General features: G+C 55.9%; 11 protein-coding genes. 7 read left to right on the top strand and 4 right to left on the bottom strand.

Annotation, left to right across the window (positions count from 1 at the left end):
- Positions 1-47: 47 nt before the first annotated feature.
- Positions 48-245, bottom strand: coding sequence for a Flp family type IVb pilin (locus tag AC6I6N_RS07400; protein WP_094197402.1), 198 nt, complete (start codon positions 243-245; stop codon positions 48-50).
- 677 nt (positions 246-922) lie between these two features.
- Between AC6I6N_RS07400 and AC6I6N_RS07405 the strand changes: the two genes are divergently transcribed.
- From AC6I6N_RS07405 to AC6I6N_RS07435, 7 genes are all read left to right on the top strand, one after another.
- The gene (locus AC6I6N_RS07405) at positions 923-2,680 is read left to right on the top strand and encodes a ShlB/FhaC/HecB family hemolysin secretion/activation protein (protein ID WP_497943354.1); all 1,758 of its coding nucleotides are present in this window, start codon (positions 923-925) and stop codon (positions 2,678-2,680) included.
- A gap of 326 nt (positions 2,681-3,006) precedes the next feature.
- Positions 3,007-4,836, top strand: a complete 1,830-nt coding sequence (locus AC6I6N_RS07410; protein WP_249459874.1) for a collagen-like triple helix repeat-containing protein — start codon at positions 3,007-3,009, stop codon at positions 4,834-4,836.
- On the top strand, positions 4,833-5,423 hold the full coding sequence (locus tag AC6I6N_RS07415) for a MarR family winged helix-turn-helix transcriptional regulator (protein WP_230017640.1): 591 nt from the start codon (positions 4,833-4,835) through the stop codon (positions 5,421-5,423). Before AC6I6N_RS07410 ends, AC6I6N_RS07415 begins: the two co-directional genes overlap by 4 nt.
- Before the next feature lie 233 nt (positions 5,424-5,656).
- On the top strand, positions 5,657-7,708 hold the full coding sequence (locus tag AC6I6N_RS07420) for a collagen-like triple helix repeat-containing protein (protein WP_497943355.1): 2,052 nt from the start codon (positions 5,657-5,659) through the stop codon (positions 7,706-7,708).
- A gap of 262 nt (positions 7,709-7,970) precedes the next feature.
- Positions 7,971-8,864: a hypothetical protein gene (locus tag AC6I6N_RS07425; RefSeq protein WP_497943394.1), complete on the top strand. Its 894-nt coding sequence runs from the start codon at positions 7,971-7,973 to the stop codon at positions 8,862-8,864.
- 84 nt (positions 8,865-8,948) lie between these two features.
- The gene (locus AC6I6N_RS07430; protein WP_264671845.1) at positions 8,949-9,401 is read left to right on the top strand and encodes a MarR family winged helix-turn-helix transcriptional regulator; all 453 of its coding nucleotides are present in this window, start codon (positions 8,949-8,951) and stop codon (positions 9,399-9,401) included.
- Between the two features lie 173 nt (positions 9,402-9,574).
- Entirely contained in the window at positions 9,575-12,427 is a 2,853-nt protein-coding gene (locus AC6I6N_RS07435) for a M16 family metallopeptidase (RefSeq protein WP_497943356.1), read from the top strand.
- An 88-nt stretch (positions 12,428-12,515) separates the two neighbouring features.
- Here AC6I6N_RS07435 and dnaJ read toward each other — a convergent pair whose 3' ends face one another.
- The 3 genes from dnaJ to grpE form a co-directional block, all read right to left on the bottom strand.
- On the bottom strand, positions 12,516-13,649 hold the full coding sequence (gene dnaJ, locus AC6I6N_RS07440; protein ID WP_094197406.1) for a molecular chaperone DnaJ: 1,134 nt from the start codon (positions 13,647-13,649) through the stop codon (positions 12,516-12,518).
- Between the two features lie 102 nt (positions 13,650-13,751).
- Complete coding sequence (dnaK, locus tag AC6I6N_RS07445; RefSeq protein ID WP_094197407.1) at positions 13,752-15,680, bottom strand: molecular chaperone DnaK; 1,929 nt, start codon at positions 15,678-15,680, stop codon at positions 13,752-13,754.
- A gap of 188 nt (positions 15,681-15,868) precedes the next feature.
- A complete protein-coding gene (gene grpE, locus AC6I6N_RS07450) occupies positions 15,869-16,459 on the bottom strand; it encodes a nucleotide exchange factor GrpE (RefSeq protein ID WP_094197408.1) in 591 nt (196 codons plus the stop codon).
- Positions 16,460-16,566 lie beyond the last annotated feature (107 nt).

Consider the following 16,566-nt stretch of genomic DNA (forward strand, 5'->3'; position numbering starts at 1 on the left):
TGAATTGGCTGATGCTCGAACAACAATCTCGTAATTAAAACTAGAGATTACCCCCCCGATTTGGTTGTGCCTTCCGTTCCAGCCTTAACTGACGTGGAAACCTTCTCAAACATCGCACGCAAATCGGCACCGAGTGCTGTCAAAGCAGCAATAATCGCCACAGCGATCAGCCCTGCGATCAGGCCGTATTCAATAGCCGTTGCACCGTCTTCATCGTTCCAGAATTGCTGAAGTTGAGTCTTCATGACCGTCCCCATTTAAAAAGAAAAAACCACCCTCAATGGCGAGGGCTAGAGGCCCCTCGGGGCACAACACTTTGCCAAACTTGGCAACTTTCACCGCTAACTGTTATCAATTTTTGTATTTTTCAGATGAAATCATCTTAAACCCAGGTATGTCTATGTTTTTACTAGGGTTTACGTGTAACAACCGTTAAATACACAAACGAATTCTAGCCTAAAGATACGAAAAACGCATGATTGTGTATTTACAACAGCCAAATTCCCATGAAAAAAGGCTAAAAAACAGCTAATTTGAAACCTTTACTTACCTGTTTTGTGTCGAATCTTGTTAATGTTACCGTTTTTATCATTTCAAAATGAAACAGAACAAACGGAAACCCATTGTTGTAGAACACCAGGAATACAGCTTTAATTACTTGAAAGAAAGCGGTTTTTTTTCGATTCGTCGCTACCCACAAGGGAAAACCAGAACCCCCTTAAGTAAGCATGAATACAGTGATAAAGGACTGTTCGCTAACAAGCTAAATCATGCCTATTTTTTTTACGTTTCAAAATGTAATAGTTAACGCTTTTTAAAGCGTCAAGAAGGAATTCCCCGCTTTCAAACACCAAAAAGTGACAGCGAAGATAAACTACGGCACAGTAGAAAAAAGCGCCCGATTTCTAGCGAATACTCATTAATGAACATGAATCTCAAGCACCACTTGTCGCTGGCCCTGCCCAGAAAAAAAAACCCCGGTATCATCATCAGCTTGGGTTTATGCATGGGTCTGGCCACAACAGGTTCAGAAAGCTGGGCAAACGCCCCCTTGCGGGGGAACCCGGTTGACTCTTTGCCGCCTATTAATGCGCCTACACCCAGCACCCGCGCGCCCTCTTTACATATCCCGCCCGCAGCAGCCCAAAGTCAGTTGCAACAACAACTGCAACTGCAAGTGGTGGTGCGAAGCTTTGATGTCAGCGGCAGTCGCAGCATTCCTTTTGAGCAGATCACCGCTATTTTGGAACCCCTGGCTGGCAAAACACTCAGCATTGCCCAGTTGATCAATGAGGTGAACAAGATCACCGCCCTGTATCAACAACAAGGCTACCCGCTGTCCTTTGCCATCTTGCAGCAGCAGGACTTCTCGCAAGGACATATCAAGGTCACGGTGGTGGAGGGCCATGTGGGCAGTGTTCGTATTGAGGGCGATCCAGGACGCAGCCAGGCACGCATCGAACGCATTGCCCAGGCCATGGTGGATGAAAAGCCGCTGACCCAGCGCACGCTGGAGCGCACCATGAATCTGCTGCGTACCGTCCCTGGCCTGAAAATCGATCCCAAGCTGGACATGCCCGTACGCACCGATGGCGCCTCTGAACTGCTCATCAATGCCCAGCACAAATCCTTCAGAGCCAATGCCAGTGTCGCGGAAATGGGCTCCAGCAAGCAGGCTCTGGTACAACTGAGCGCCAATAGCCTGACTCCCTTGGGCGAAGAGCTAAAACTGACCGCCGCCATTCCTACCCACTCCGAAGACGTCAAATATGTCAGCGGTAACCTGACCATTCCCCTGACCGGCAACGGCTTGAACCTGGAAATTGACGGTTATCACTACCGCTCCGAGCCGCGCGACGAAGTGCTGGAAAGCCAAGGCTGGAACCGTAAGGTCATCAACGAACGCATCGGGGCGGCGATCAGCTATCCCTTTATTTTGAACAATCAGCGCAGCCTTAAAGGCACAGCGGGCTTTTATGCCAGCCGCTCCCTGGACGATTACACCCACAAAACGCTGGATAATGTCTGGATTGAAAACACCACGGACGTACGCGCTCTGAAGGCCGAATTACGCTATACCGATGCCTCGCCACGCCAATCTCGCGAGGTCAATTTCGGGGTATATAAAGGCCTGGATGCCATGGGCGCCCGCAAATCCCTGAACACCTATTTGCAGCGTGATGCCGAATCGGATCTGGATTTGGACTTCACCCGCTGGACAGCCTCTTTCAAACAGAACCTGGCTTTGCCAGGCCAGTTCGGCATGAGTTTTTCAGCCAGCGGCCAGTACAGCTCGAACGTCTTACCGAACTCCGAACAGATTTCTTTTGGCGCCTGGCGGCATGGCTATGGTTACCCACAAGGCGAACTGGCGGGCGACAAAGGCGTGGGCGCTACGCTGGAGATCAACCGACGCTTCACAAACTCTTCCACCTGGCTCAACAACATTCAGCCGTATATCGCCTATGACTGGGCGCGTGCCTGGTACAACCTGGACCGACTCAACAGCTACAACAACCGCAACCTGCGATCTGCTGCGATTGGGGTCCGGCTATCGAACAACAAGCATTATTTGTTTGACATCAATGTCGCCAAACCACTGGGAGATTTGCCGGTTAACTCCGATGAACGCAAGCTACGTTTAAACACTAACTTCCTGTTCTTTTACGACGGGTTTTAAACACGGCACCTGTTGCACAGTTCCCCCAAGGCCATCACAAGATGGCCTTTTTTGTTTTGCATTCCAACGAATTTCAAGCTCAGGTGTTACGAAAAACGTTACGTAACAGGAACGGAACACTCCACAAAAACAGCCTTCAACAAGCTTAAATGAGCCTTGAAACCTGGCAGCATGATTTCAAAAGAAAACAAAAAACCAACCCAACCATTTGATTAAAAACAACAAAATCAAAACAAAGCATTACCAAGAAAATCTGGCACGATACTTGCTTAATGTCTATCAAGAGCCCCTTGAGGGCGTGCTCACACTTCAGATCGGAGTCAGACATGAAAGCAAGGAATTCAGCAAGAAACGCCTCGACCCAACGCAAGCTGCAACGCGCCGTTGTCGCTACCTTAGTCATCAGCGCCGCCGTTCTGGCCGGTTGCTCCTCGCGCGGTGGGGTACGCGATGGTCTGGATGTATCGGTTCGCCCACCTGTTGTTGATCCCAACCTGCCCAACCCCGGCGATGGCGACCATGGCGGCGGAGACAACGGCGGTGGAGATAACGGCGGTGGAGATAACGGCGGTGGGGACAATGGTGGCGGCGATAACGGCGGCAAGGACACTAGCCTGACACAAAATGCGCTGGGCAATCTGGGCCAGGCAGTGGACAACGTAGTGCCCTTGAACCTGAGCAAAACGGGCAATCAACTGGGCAAAACGCTCGATAGCGCACTCAAACCCGTCACCGACATCGTGACCGACACCACACGCACCGTCGGCGGCGTGACTGGACTGGGCCAACCGGTCAACGGTCTGACAAATCAAGTCGGTGGCGTTGTGACCAATCTGGGCGAGCAATTAGGTCAGACAGGCCTGCCCCTGAATCTGGGTGAAGGCGCTGGCGGCCTGCTATCCCATCTGGGTCAAGCCGTCGGTTCGGTCGGCGGCTTGCTGGTTAACGATCCCAACAACCCCAACCCGCTGGGCAACACCCTGCACCACGCCACCAAAGGCGTAGAAGTGCTGACCGGCTCCTTGCTGGGTGAAGGCAGCCTGCTGCACCCATTGACCTCACAACTGGGCCTGGACGGAATCTTGTTGGCGGGCAGCGGCGAACCCATCCTGCAACCTGCACTGGGCAATGTCGGGCAAACCGTAGACAACATTCTGCCGCTGGGCCTGAACCCGATTCTGGGTGATGTGGGTGGCGCCTTGGATAACACGGTGGCACCGGTCGTTGCCACCGTCACCAATGTGACTCAGCAAGTGGGTGATGGCCTAGGGGTAGGCCAACCCATCAATGCGTTGCTCGGGGGTGTCGGTAGTGCCTTGGGGAACGTGGGTAGCCAGTTGGACAATGCAGCGCCTCTTGGACTGGGCGGTGTCGTAGGACATCTGGGACAGGCTGTCGCCTCGGCAGGCGGGTTGTTGCACGCGACAGATGCAAACACCAATCCCTTGGGCAACACCTTGAATCACGCCACCCAAGCCGTCGCTTCCCTGACAGGTGGCTTAGGCGGCATCACAGGCGGTGAAGGGGGTGGCCTGCTGGCACCTGTAACCGGGCTGCTAGGTGGCCTTGGTGGCGGAGATGGAGCGAACGGCGGTTTGCTGGCACCCGTCACTAACCTGGTCGGTGGTTTGACCGGCGGTTTGGGCGGCGGTGATGCTGCCAACGGTGGGCTGCTGGCCCCGGTTACTGGTTTGGTCAGTGGACTCACTGGCGGCTTGGGCGGCGGCGACGGCGCGAACGGTGGGCTACTGGCCCCGGTTACCAACCTGGTCGGTGGCTTGACCGGAGGCTTGGGCGGTGGTGAGGCCGCCAACGGCGGACTATTGGCCCCCGTCACTAACCTGGTTGGCGGTTTAACGGGTGGCTTGACTGGTGGTGACGCATCCAACGGTGGCTTGCTAGCCCCTGTAACCGGCCTTCTGGGCGGTATCACAGGCAGTGTTTCGATTGGTGGTGGCGCCGCCGTAGAAGGCCAGGCAGGTGGCGGCTTACTGGCACCGGTTACCGGCTTGGTCGGCGGCCTGGTGGGTGGATTGACCGGCGGCGTCAACGTGCAGGCAAATGCTGACACAAGCGGCGGTGGGCAAGCCAATGGCGGCTTGCTGGCGCCCGTAACCGGCTTGCTCGGTGGCCTGCTGGGAGGTGGCCGTCAATGATGAATAAAGTCATGAACCCGGTCAGTTTGCCGGTGAGCCGTCACCCTGGCGCACAAAGTGCCGGGGCCCGCTCCAACTGGTCCTCGCACAACGATGAACACAGCATGCTTTCAGAAAAGATGCTGATGGATCTGGGCAAGATGCTGGGTCGTCAGTTCACCATCTACGCAGAAGCTCTGAAAGCCAGCTTGGCCGAAGAGGCAAACATGCCTCTGAACGATTTCAAGGCCTTGGAATACATCATGGAATTCGATGCCTTGCCCACTGGTCAGTTAGCACACCTGATGGACTTGAGTGCCAGCGGTGTCAGCGCCCTGATCAACCGCCTTGAACATCGGGGTTACATCACACGGGGCCGTCACCCCCTGGACAAGCGCGTAATTGCCTTGCACCCGGTGATGGAAAAGTGTCGCGAGGTTCTGGCTGTGAAAGAGCGTGCCATTAATCAGGCCATCAACACCGCAGCGAATCAAAACCCGGCCCAGCTAATTGCCATGTACGACTTTCTGGTCGATAGCATGAGCACCTTCAGGCAGAACACCAAAGCCTGGCTGGATGCCAAGGCCCTGGTGCCACGAACCTCCTGAGCACCCTGCCCTCCCTCTACCGAACCGCTGCTTGTCAGCGGTTCTTTTTTTGTTACGTAACACGTTCCGCCCAAAGCCCAAAACCCGTAACAAATAGCCCTCTTTTTTTTGCTTACTTTGCGCCAAACCAAGAGCACATGCGGCCTATCGCAAACCAAATTAATTGGCATGCAAATTGCTTATACAAGAATCAGGAAGCAAGCAAGTACCCCGATCATTTATTGGAGCAAGCAATGCATAAAAATACAGACAGCAAGAAACCAGGCCTACGCCTGACACTCCTGGCCACCTTAATGGCCAGCACATTGACCTTGACCGCCTGCGGCAGCTTATTAGGAGGCGGCAGTGGTGGTGGCGGTGGAGAAACCCCCACCAACCCTGGCCCAGGCACGGGCGGACCAGGTAACGGCGGTGATAACGGCGGCGGCGACAACGGCGGCGGTGATAACGGCGGTGGCGACAACGGCGGTGGTGATAACGGCGGCGGCGACAACGGCGGTGGTGATAACGGCGGTGGCGATAACGGCGGTGGCGATAACGGCGGCGGTGATAACGGCGGTGGCGACAACGGCGGTGGCGATAACGGCGGCGGTGATAACGGCGGCGGTGATAACGGCGGCGGCGACAACGGCGGTGGTGATAACGGCGGAAACCCTCACACTCCAGGCCCCCTTGAAACTACGCTGAATAATGTCGGCGAAGCCGTCGACAATGTCCTGCCAGTCGGTCTACAAGATACCGGTGGCAAACTGGGCAAAACACTGGACACCGTGGTTGCTCCTGTCGTGGACACAGCCACGGGTCTGACTCAACAAATTGGCGGCGCAACCGGCTTGGGCCAGCCCATCAATGGTCTAACACAGCAAGTAGGTGGTGTTGTGACCAATCTGGGCGAGCAACTGGGCAATAGTGGCCTGCCCCTGAATCTAGGCCAAGGCGTAGGCGGTCTCTTAACGGGATTGGGCAACGCGGTGGGCAGTGCAGGCGGTTTGCTGCATGCTGACGCCAACAACCCTAATCCATTGACCGCCGTGCTGGGCCACGCCACAGGTGGCGTGGCGGCACTGACCGACTCCCTCTTGGGCGAAGGCAGCTTGTTGCACCCCATCACCGGCCAACTCGGTTTGGGCGGTTTGCTGGACGGTACCGATGCCGCCCCCATTCTTGAACCTTCCCTTGCCAACGTAGGCCAGACTGTCGACAACATCTTGCCTGTTGGCTTGAACCCCATCCTGGGCAATGTCGGTGAAACCCTGGATACCGTGGTCGCTCCTGTAGGTGCCACGGTGACCAATATCACTCAACAAGTGGGCGATGGCCTAGGTGTTGGCCAGCCCATCAACGCCCTATTGGGCGGCGTAGGTAGTGCCCTGGGCAATGTGGGTACTCAGATCGATGGCGCCGCCCCGCTGGGTCTGGGCGGTGTCGTTGGACACTTGGGCCAGGCCGTTGCCTCGGTCGGTGGACTGGTTCACCAAACTGACAGCAATACAAACCCGCTGGGCAATACCTTGAACCACGCCACACAAGCCGTCGCCTCCCTGACCGGTGGCCTGACAGGTAACGGCGAAGGTGGCTTGCTCTCACCAGTTACCGGCTTGCTCGGCGGCCTGACAGGAGGCTTGGGCGGTGGTGACGCTGCCAACGGCGGTTTGCTGGCTCCCGTCACAAATCTGGTCGGTGGCCTGACCGGAGGACTGGGTGGTGGTGACGCCGCTAACGGCGGCTTGTTGGCTCCTGTCACGGGTCTGGTCGGTGGTTTGGTCGGCGGTTTGGGTGGTGGCGAAGGTGCCAACGGCGGTTTGCTGGCTCCCGTCACGAATCTAGTGGGTGGCCTGACCGGGGGACTGGGTGGTGGTGACGCCGCCAACGGCGGTTTGCTGGCTCCCGTCACGAATCTGGTGGGTGGCCTGACCGGGGGACTGGGTGGTGGCGAAGGTGCCAACGGCGGTTTGCTGGCTCCCGTCACGAATCTGGTGGGTGGCCTGACCGGAGGACTGGGTGGTGGTGATGCTGCCAACGGCGGTTTGCTGGCTCCCGTCACAAATCTGGTGGGTGGCCTGACCGGGGGACTGGGTGGTGGTGACGCCGCCAACGGCGGTTTGCTGGCTCCTGTAACTGGCTTGGTCGGTGGTTTGACCGGCGGGCTTTTGGGCGGAGCAGCCCCTTCGGTAGATGGCGGTGCCTCTGGCAGCGTGAATACCGGTGGTGGGACCACCAACAACGGCGGCTTGCTGGCCCCGGTAACCGGCCTGCTCGGCGGCTTGCTAGGCGGCCCTCGCTAAACGGAAGGATGGGGCGCTCAACCGCCCCATCCCTTATCCCCAGGAGCTCACTCATTCAGATTTGAAACGCCTGAGCAATCCTGATCTTCAGATGGAGTAAGTCATGACTATAAAGACACGTTTTACGTCCAGCAGGATCGTTTTGCTCAGCCTGACAGCCAGTCTGTTCTCTACGACTGCCCAGGCCGATTTGCTGGGAGCCAGCCCTCTCGCTGTTCCAGCAAATCTGAACCTGAGTCAAAACCTGAGAACAGCAGAAACAATGGTCGTCCAACCCGGCCCGCTTGAAACGAGCTTGGCAAATACAGGTCAAGCAGTAGATAACATTCTGCCTGTCGGATTGCGCAATTACGGACAGCGTGTTGGATTAAGCGCTGATCAAATACTAGACATCCAGGATATAGAGCCCTGGAGAGCTCGAATAATGGAAGCAATTGATCTAGGCACCATCATCGACAGCGAGGGCGTCAACGTCACCCTGGACGAAACTGAACATGGCATCGATATTGTGGGCAAGCTCATTGAAAACGCCAATCTCCCACTCAACGCAGGACAAGCGGCGGGCAACTTGTTGTATGGAGTCAGTGATACGGTCGGTAGCGCAAGAGGCCTGCTCCATAACGACCCCAACAATCCCAACCCGATTAGCTCCACGCTGGAAAACCTAACGGGCAGCCTTGCCGCGACAAGCGATGCGCTCTTGCATGGCAGCAATCAGCTACAACCTTTGCTCGGTGCTCAAACCACAGCACTCAATAACAACGCCGGTTTACTGGCCCCTGTCACCAATCTGGTCGATGGGTTAACTGGTGGCTTAGCAGGCGGGAACGTCGGCAATGACGGGCTTCTGTCCCCCATTACTGGTCTGGCCCACTCCCTGACTGGCGGACTTGCGGACGGCACAGAACAAAACGCTGGCCTGCTCGCCCCTATCACCCACCTGGTCAGCAGCGTGACGAGTGGTCTTGGTGGCGACATGGCCAATAACCCAGGCTTGTTGGCCCCCATCACCGGTCTGCTGGGCAATGGTTTGCTTAGCCCACCTGCGGCCACGACCGAAACGCCTCCTGGCAACACAGTCGCCGCCACCAATGTCGGTCTACTAAGCCCCATCACCGATCTGATTGACGGTTTGCTGGGCGCTCCCCCGCGCTAAGGATGTGTGCATATGCCTAATAAACAGCCCCTGAGAACGGATTGGACTGAGCCAGAAGCAAGGGACGAGGTTTTATCAGGGCATATGCAAAGCGACATTGTGCGCATGATGCTGCGCCAGTTTGATGTCTACCTGGAGGCAAACAAAACCCAGTTGGCACAAGCAGCGGGCTTGAGCCTGAATGAATACAAGGCTCTGGAGTTCGTACTGGAGTTCAAACCTCTGTCTCCCGGCAAGCTGGCCCAGCTACTGGACTTGAGTCCCAGTGGTACGCAGGCTTTGATTACACGCTTGGAAAGCGCCGGATATCTGCTGCGCAAGCCGCACCCGCGCGACGGGCGCATGACCAGCCTGTATCCCAACCAAGAGCGCTGCAAGCGCCTGATTACTGATATGAACCTGCCTGCCCATCACATCATGGATGCCACGGCACACTACAACCCCAAGCAATTGGCTGCACTTTACGATTTTCTCTTCAAGAGCCTAGGCCACCTACGCAAGGACGCTTTGGAGAGGCTAAAACACAAACCCAGCTAGACGCGGCATCGTTTTCTTGCTGTTTTGCCCATCAGTGTCCCTGATGGGTTTTTTTTCGATCACGCCGGACATTTGTAAGGCAAGCTGCCTACCCAGCCAAACAACCCCATGCTACAAAAGACACTGGTCGGCTTGGCTGGCTTTTTCATCGCTAAAACCGTAAGGATGTGTTCATGAAACTCTCTGTACTGATTGCCGCCCTGCGCCTGCGCCATCTTGCAGGGGCTGCGCTGCTGTCCACTTCGCTGGCAGCCTATGCCCTACCCGCAGGTCTGGCCCAAGGTCCCTCTGTCGAAGGCGTCACTCAATACACTCTGGACAATGGCCTGCGCCTGGTTCTGGCCCCAGACGACTCCAAACCCACGACCACGGTCAATATGACGTATCTGGTCGGCTCACGACACGAGAACTACGGGCAAACCGGCATGGCTCATCTGCTGGAGCACATGCTGTTTCGCGGCACGCCCACCTTGCGCAATGCGCTGGGCGAATTTTCCAAGCGCGGTCTGGAAGCCAACGGCACCACCTCCAGCGACCGTACCAATTACTTTGCCAGCTTCGCTGCAGATCCCGAAACCCTGAAATGGTATCTGGACTGGCAAGCCGATGTCATGGTCAACGCCTTGATCGACAAGCAGGATCTGGAAGCGGAAATGCCCGTGGTACGCAATGAAATGGAAAGCGGTGAAAACAGCCCTTTCCGTGTTCTGATGCAAAAACTGACCGCTGCCGCCTACCAATGGCATAGCTACGGCAAGACCACGATCGGCGCCCGCTCCGACGTAGAAAATGTGGATATTGAACAGCTTCGCAAGTTCTACCACGATTACTATCAGCCCGATAATGCCGTGCTTTTTATAACCGGGCAGTTCGACACCGATCAAACCCTGGAAAACATTGCCAAGGCCTTTGGCTCCATCCCCAAGCCAACTCGTACACTGCGCCCCGAATACACGGTTGAGCCGGTGCAAGACGGCACGCGCACAGTCACCTTGCGCCGACACGGTGGTACCCCCCTGATCATGTCGCTGTACCACCTGCCCAGCGCCGCCAGCCCGGAATATATGGACCTGAGCCTGGGCATCAGCGCCTTGGGCGATACCCCCAGCGGACAGTTGTACAAGAACCTGGTCAACCAGAACCTGGCTACCAGCGTATTTAGCTTTGACTCCGAAAGCCACGATCCGGGCTACGCCCTGTTTGGCGCCGAGCTCAAACCCGATATGGATCAGCAAAAGGCCTTGAAGGTCATGAATGACACGCTGGAGGGTTTAGCCAAGTCCCCGCTGAAAGAGACGGATCTGGAGCGCATCCGCAGCCAATGGATGACAGGCTGGACACAGACCTATGCCAATCCCTCCAGCTTGGCCAGCGCACTGTCTGAAGCGGCTGCCAGCGGGGACTGGCGTTTGTTCTTTCTGCAGCGCGACCGGGTAGAAGCGGCCAAGCTGCCAAACGTTCAAAAGGCGTTGGAGACCTGGTTGGTAGCCAGCAACCGCAGCAATGGTTTATACATCCCTACAGAAAAACCGCTGCGCGCCCCGCAAGCCACTACAGTAGATGTGGCCAAACTGGTGCAAGACTATACCGGCAAGGACAGTGGCAAAGCGGTAGAAGCCTTTGATCCTAGCCCTGCCAACATCATGGCCCGCACTGATCTGCAGCCCCTGTCCCTGGGCAAGGACCTGGGCGAAGTGAAAATGGCGCTACTACCCAAGGGAACGCGCGCTGAACGTGTGGAGGCCCGCTTGTCCTTCAAGTTTGGCTCACCTGATCAACTCAAGAACCAGACCGCTACCGCCGCTGCCGTGGCCAGCCTGCTGAGCACCGGCACCAAAAAGCTGAATCGGGAACAGATTTCCGACCAGTTCACCGCCATGCAAACCCAGTTCAGCACCAGCGGCTCCAATGGCCGTTTGTACCTGAGCCTATCCTCGAATCGAGAGAACCTGCCTAAAGCCATTGCTCTGGCGCTGGATGTGCTGCGCGAGGCGAACTTCCCCGAAGACGAGCTCAAGAAATATCAGCAAGCCGTTGTAACCGACCTGAAATCGGCCAGTACCGAGCCTGCAGCCCTGGCAAGCCAGGCCATTGAACGCTATACCAACCCCTGGCCTAAAGACGATATTCGCTACACGCCCAGCTTTGAGGAAGGCATAGAGCGAGTCCAAGCGGTAAACATCAAGCAAGTACGGGACTTCCATCAAAAATTCTACGGTACGGGCGATGTCGCCTTTAGCGCCGTGGGCGACTTTGACAAGGAAGAAGTTCGCAAGGCTTTGGCGGAGGGTCTGAAGGGCTGGCGCAAAGCCCCGACCTACCAGCGTCCGGACGACCCACTGCAAACCGTGGCCCCCAAGGTCTTCGATATCAACACCCCAGACAAGGCCAACGCCTTTTATCTAGCGGATCTGGGTCTGAAGTTACAAGACAGCGATGCTGACTTTCCGGCTGTCTACTTGGCCAACTACTTGCTGGGCCTGTCTGAGACTTCGCGCCTGTGGAACCGCGTGCGAGTGGAAGATGGCTTGTCCTACAACGTACGCAGTCAGGTGGAGGCGTCCAGCTATGAGCCCAATGGCTCGTGGAAGGTCTATGCCATCCACGCCCCCAGTAACAGCGAAAAACTGGGCAAGACCATCGACGAAGTACTGACTCAAACACTGAAAGATGGCTTTAGCGAGCAAGAGGTCAAAGAAGGTGTGAATGCCTTGCTGAATTATCGTCGCTTGTCGCGCAGCCAGGACACCGTGGTCAGCAGCGCCTGGTTGAACTACCTGGACCTGGGTCGTAGCTTTGAATGGTCCGAGAAAATGGACCAGGAGCTGCAAAAACTCAATGCCGAACAGGTCAATGCGGCTTTGCGCAAATACCTGAAACCCAAGGAAATGGTCGTGGCAATTGCCGCAGACCACGAACGCCAGAAACAAGGTGCTGCCGCTCCTGAAGCCCAGGAAACAGAGCAAGGACCGGCACCCGCCCCAGCTCCAACTGATGCCCCGGCTGCACTGGAAGCCCAGCCCTGATAGCTGAAACCCAGGGCCTGTTCAGGCAGGCATAAAAAAGCCCGGTACACATGTACCGGGCTTTTTATTTCGCTATCCCTTGCAGGATTCAGGAGAAGAAACCCTTCACCTTATCCGTCCAGGACTCACTTTTGGGCGAATGCTTGACGCCACCATCGTTCAAGGCCTGTTCAAACTGACGCAGCAACTTCTTTTGCTCTTCGTTCAGACGGACAGGTGTCTCGATTTGAATGTGGCAGTACAAGTCACCAGGGTAGCTAGAGCGCAAGCCCTTGATACCCTTGCCGCGCAAGCGGAATGTCTTGCCCACTTGAGTACCTTCTGGAATGGTGATTTCGCCACGCCCTGTCAGGGTAGGCACTTCCACCGTTCCGCCCAAGGCTGCCGTGGTAAACGGGATGGTCAGCTCGCAATGCAGGTCCTCGCCATCACGCTGGAAAATACCGTGCGGCTTGATGCGAATTTCCACATACAAGTCACCGGCAGGGCCACCGTTAACGCCAGGCTCGCCATTGCCGCTGGAGCGAATGCGCATGCCATCATCAATACCGGCAGGAATCTTGACCTGCAAAGTCTTGGTCTTTTTAACCTTGCCTTCGCCGTGGCACACCACGCAGGGATCAGGAATCTCCTTGCCACTACCGTGACAGGTCGGGCAGGTTTGCTGCATGCTGAAAATGCCCTGCTGCATGCGGACTGCGCCACTGCCTTGGCAGGTACGGCAAGTCTGTGCAGAGGTACCGGGTTTGGCACCCGAACCCGAGCAAGTTTCACAGTTTTCCCAGCTTGGTACGCGAATTTCTGTATCAAAACCGGCTGCTGCCTGCTCCAGGCTGATATCGAGCGCATAGCGCAAATCCGCGCCACGGTAAACCTGAGGGCCACCGCCGCGACGTCCACCGCCACCACCAAATATTTCACCAAAAATATCGCCAAAGGCGTCTGCAAATCCGGCCCCGCCCATGCCGCCACCCATACCGCCCATGCCGGCATTGGGATCGACTCCGGCATGACCATAGCGGTCATAGGCTTCGCGTTTCTGTTCGTCGGACAGGATCTCGTACGCTTCCTTGGCTTCCTTGAACTTTTCCTCGGCGTCCTTGCTATCCGGATTACGGTCAGGGTGGAACTTCATGGCCAGCTTGCGATACGCTTTGCGGATTTCATCCTGCGTCGCATTTTTGGCCACACCGAGAATTTCGTATAAATCGCGTTTTGCCATGTTTGATTAACGACGTCCAAACGCCGCTGTTTGAATAATAATGCCCGATCTCCAGCGTATGCCGCCAAAGATCGGGCCAGGGAGCCTGAATCAGGCTCTCAATTACTGATCGCGTTTGACTTCTTTAAAGTCAGCGTCGACCACGTTCTCATCGGCGGGCTGCTGCTGGGCTGTACCTTCAGCACCTTCTTGTGCTGCGGCTTGAGCCTGCATGTCGGCGTACATCTTCTCGCCCAGTTTCTGCGAGGCCACACCCAGTGCTTCCACCTTGGCGTCGATGGCTTCCTTATCGCCTTCTTTCAGAGTTTCCTCCAGATCAGCGATTGCCTTTTCGATGGCTTCTTTCTCTGCCGCTTCCAGCTTGTCGCCGTATTCCGTCAAGGACTTGCGGGTCGAGTGAATCAAAGCCTCGGCCTGGTTGCGAGCAACAGCCAGCTCGGCGATGCGGTGGTCTTCAGCTGCGTTGACCTCAGCATCCTTGACCATACGCTCGATCTCCTCGTCGGACAAACCGGAGTTTGCCTTGATGGTGATCTTGTTCTCTTTGCCTGTGCCCTTGTCTTTGGCGGACACGTGCAAGATACCGTTGGCGTCGATGTCGAACGTCACTTCAATCTGTGGCAGACCACGTGCTGCTGGTGGAATACCCTCCAGGTTGAATTCACCCAGAGCCTTGTTACCGGCAGCAATTTCACGCTCGCCCTGGAACACCTTGATGGTCACCGCAGGCTGGTTGTCGTCAGCCGTGGAGAACACTTGCGAATGACGCGTAGGGATCGTGGTGTTCTTCTGGATCATCTTGGTCATGACGCCACCCAGGGTTTCAATACCCAGGGACAGAGGAGTCACGTCCAGCAGCAAGACGTCAGTACGGTCGCCCGACAAGACGGAACCTTGAATCGCGGCACCAGCGGCCACAGCTTCATCCGGGTTGATGTCTTTACGTGGGTCACGGCCAAAGAACTCTTTAACGCGCTCTTGCACCTTGGGCATACGGCTCATGCCGCCGACCAGGATCACATCGTCGATTTCCGACACTTTCACGCCAGCATCCTTGATGGCAACGCGGCAAGGCTCGATCGTGCGTTCGATCAGGTCTTCAACCAGCGCTTCCAGCTTGGAGCGAGTGATCTTCAGGTTCAAGTGCTTGGGACCGGAAGCATCTGCCGTGATATAAGGCAGGTTGATTTCGGTCTGCTGCGTAGAAGACAACTCGATCTTGGCTTTTTCAGCGGATTCTTTCAGACGCTGCAAGGCCAACACATCTTTGGACAGATCAACGCCGCTTTCTTTCTTGAACTCGTCGATGATGTAGTCGATGATGCGCTTGTCAAAGTCCTCGCCACCCAGGAAGGTGTCGCCGTTGGTGGAGAGCACTTCAAACTGCTTTTCACCGTCGATGTCGGCGATTTCGATGATGGACACGTCAAACGTACCGCCACCCAAGTCATACACCGCAATCTTGCGATCACCCTTTTCAGCCTTGTCCAGGCCGAAAGCCAAAGCCGCTGCGGTTGGCTCGTTGATGATGCGTTTGACATCCAGACCGGCAATGCGGCCTGCGTCCTTGGTTGCCTGACGCTGGCTGTCGTTAAAGTAAGCAGGCACGGTAATCACGGCCTCGGTTACTTCTTCGCCCAGGTAGTCTTCGGCAGTTTTCTTCATTTTGCGCAAGATGTCGGCAGACACTTGCTGAGGTGCCATCTTCTTGCCCTGTGCTTCTACCCATGCGTCACCGTTATCAGCGGCAACAATGGTGTAAGGCACGTGTTCAATATCTGTCTGAACAGCCTTTTCAGTGAACTTACGACCGATCAAACGCTTGACCGCGAAAATGGTGTTGGCAGGGTTGGTCACAGCCTGACGTTTGGCAGGAGCGCCAACCAGGATTTCACCATCCTGCATGTAAGCCACGATGGAAGGGGTCGTACGACCACCTTCGGCATTTTCGATAATACGAACCTGGTCGCCGTCCAACACCGATACACAGCTATTGGTGGTTCCAAGGTCAATACCAATGATTTTGCCCATGATTTTTTACCTGACTAAAAGATTGATTGCGAAAGCAAATTATTTGATGAAATGCATATGGGGAACTGTGTACGCATTTCAAGAGCAACAGCCCTATTTTTTTCACTGTGCCTGCCAGAAACCCGGAAAAGAAGCTTGAAAGTGGGTTTAGCCCGGAAAGCCTGCTGGCACAGTCAGGCAAGCTCTGATTACTTGGGAGCTGACACCATCACCAAGGCGGGACGCAACACGCGATCCGAAATGGTGTAACCCTTTTGCAGCAGTTGGGCGACTGCGCCCTCTTCAAACTCCGAAGGCACGGCCGAGATAGCCTGATGCAGATGCGGATCAAACTTGTCGCCAGCTTGTGGGGCCACTTCTTTCAAGCTATTGCGTTCAAAAGCCTTGTTCAGTTGACGCAAGGTCGTCTCCACCCCTTCTTTCCAGGTTTCAGGGCTTTGCTCGCCCTGGGCCAGGGCTGCTTCCAGGCTATCACGCACCGGAATCAGGCTTTCGGCAAAGGACTCGGTGCCGAACTTACGGGCTTTAGCAACATCATCATCCGCACGACGACGGATGTTTTCCACTTCAGCTTTGGCACGCAGCAACTGGTCGTAATACTGCGACACTTTCTCCTGGGCCTGGGCCAATTCGGTCGCCAGATCAGCCGAACACTCTTCAGGCTGCTGGGCCAAAATCTCTGGCTGGTCTTGCTCGACGGTGCCCGTTTGCGCCTGCTCAGGCGTGTTTTCCGTCACTTCCCCGTCCAGAGGCTTATTGGGATCGGCGTGTGTAGCCATTCGATTTTTCTCCACTACAGAATTCGTTGATCGCATAAAAATGGGGGCATCTGCCCCCAGTTCAAGACCTGCTTTCGTATTTTGCTCGCTCGGCCCGTTTAAACCTT

The organism is Alcaligenes sp. LTN-3 (assembly GCF_059735605.1).